The sequence below is a fragment of the Fibrobacter sp. genome, assembly GCF_017545445.1.
In the GTDB taxonomy this organism is placed as follows: domain Bacteria; phylum Fibrobacterota; class Fibrobacteria; order Fibrobacterales; family Fibrobacteraceae; genus Fibrobacter.
Genome location: NZ_JAFWOM010000053.1, coordinates 1 through 1925, shown reverse-complemented (window position 1 = coordinate 1925; position 1925 = coordinate 1). Strand labels below are relative to the sequence as shown.

At 49.8% G+C, this 1925-nt stretch carries 2 protein-coding genes; both read right to left on the bottom strand.

The window, feature by feature from the left end:
• Nucleotides 1-1635 (bottom strand): phage tail tape measure protein (locus tag IKG78_RS05965; protein ID WP_290940857.1); only part of this gene is annotated, 1635 nt, incomplete at its 3' end.
• Nucleotides 1636-1725: 90 nt separating this feature from the next.
• On the bottom strand, nucleotides 1726-1925 hold a 200-nt coding region (locus IKG78_RS05960; protein WP_290940854.1), incomplete at its 5' end, for a hypothetical protein.

Below are 1925 nucleotides of genomic sequence, written 5' to 3'. Positions count from 1 at the left end.
CCGTTCTTCAAAACTTTTGGCGTTCGTGTCGATGGTATTGGCGGCGGTTTCACGCGAGGAGGCAACGACGTTCCGCCATTCCATAAAGGCTTGACCAAAGTCGTAGATTTGCCCCATAGCCCAATTGGTGGCGATACCAAGAAGCGGGCCACCAAGAGCAGAACCGCCCAAACGGTTGAGACCTGCGCGGGCATTCGAAAGACCTTGACGGAAACGACCGACTTCTTTTGTGGTCTGCGCGATTGTTTCGGTTGATTGCTTGACGGGGGCTGGTAAATCGTCATCGTCCATGTAATTGGCGTTACCCATGCCGCCACCCATGTTGACAACAAAAACTTTCTGGACGGAGCCGGACAAGGAATCAAGAGCGGATGCAGTCGCATCGTCGCCACTTTTCTTTGACCAAATATTCTTTAAGCCCTTGACCATGCCAAAGCCGTCTTTAAGGACGCTTGCGACCTTAATCAAGGCAAGCAAACCCGCAGAAGACGCCAAAACTGTCAGCCCGGTCTTTGCCAAGGCTGCATTGTTGGCTACATAGCCAAGAGCATCTGCGAGATATTCAACAGGCTCTGCAAGGGCGGTATCTGCGAAGTCTTCTGCAATGGCCTTCATTTTGCCAATGCTTCCATTGAACGAACTTGAAGCTTTCTTGTATCTTTCTTCAAGAACATTAGTGTTGGTCATGCCTTCCATACCGCTCTTGGTTATGGTATCAAGCGTCTGCCAACCGTTCTTGTATTCAGCCATTACTGGTTGCAACGCCTTGAGCGAAGACGCACCGAACATCGTGGATATTTTTCGAATATCACCATCAGTCTTTGTCATCAGCTGATGCATGATATCGTCAAAATCATTTATAGCACCTTTCGAATCGACTACATTGACACCGATTTTTTTCAGTTTATCGGATTTCTGAATCAATTCTTGGAATAGGGCTGCAACAGATGTGGTAAGCTCTTCTTCGCTCTTGATCTGGGCGTTCATTAACTGGAGGTAGCCTCCAAAACTTGCGAATTGTTCGGCGGATTTGATGCCAAATGAAGACGATGACGCAAGCAGACCTTTACCGACACGCGCGAACTTTTCCAGCGTGAAAGAACCTTGGTCGCCCTGGATAATCAACGAATTAAAGAACTTGCCAACTTCATCGGCGGTCAAGCCCATGGTGGCCTTCAAGGATGCAGCCACATTCGATAAATCCTCTACGCTAGCCCCGGATGCTTTCGCGGCTTTAGCGAGGGTTCCGCCCATTTGTTCCGAGTAATCGAAATCGCCCGTAATTTCGCCAATTTTTGAAACACCTTGCAAAATTTCGTTGGCGGCGACACCTGTTTCAACGGCGGTCTTATGCAGCGATTCGCGGAACACCTTCGTGTCCGCGTCGCTTTTCTTTGCGGCCATTCCATAGTACATGAGCGACTCGGAGAGGTCGCCCACATTCTTGATGGCAATGCCAAGCCCACCGCCTAAGACCAACGAATTGAACGGCGTAACCATACGGTCGGCAAGTCCCTTGATGGAACTCCCGACACGGGCGATACTTGCACGGGCCCTTGAACCAAAGCTGTCTATGGCGGCAGAAGACTGTTTCAATCCGCTTTTGAGCTTTGTCGGGTCTGCCCCGATTCGCATTGTTACTTCATTCGCCAATGGTCTGCCATCCTTCGTTGTTGTCAGCCAAATAGCCCTTCATCGAGAAGATGAGGAGCCATTGGGCATCGTTCAGTTCTTTTGCGGGGCAACCAAAATACGCAGAAGCTTCCACGCTACAGGCAAGCTTGAGACTTTCGAGCGAATCTGGTCCGGTTTTTTTTTGAGAGTTTCCTTGAGCTGTTCAAATTCGTCATCCGAGAGCTTTTCCAGGTTCGGGTCGTTCTCGTCGGAGAAGGCATTGTAGGCATCGCACAAGGCTTTCAGTTCAT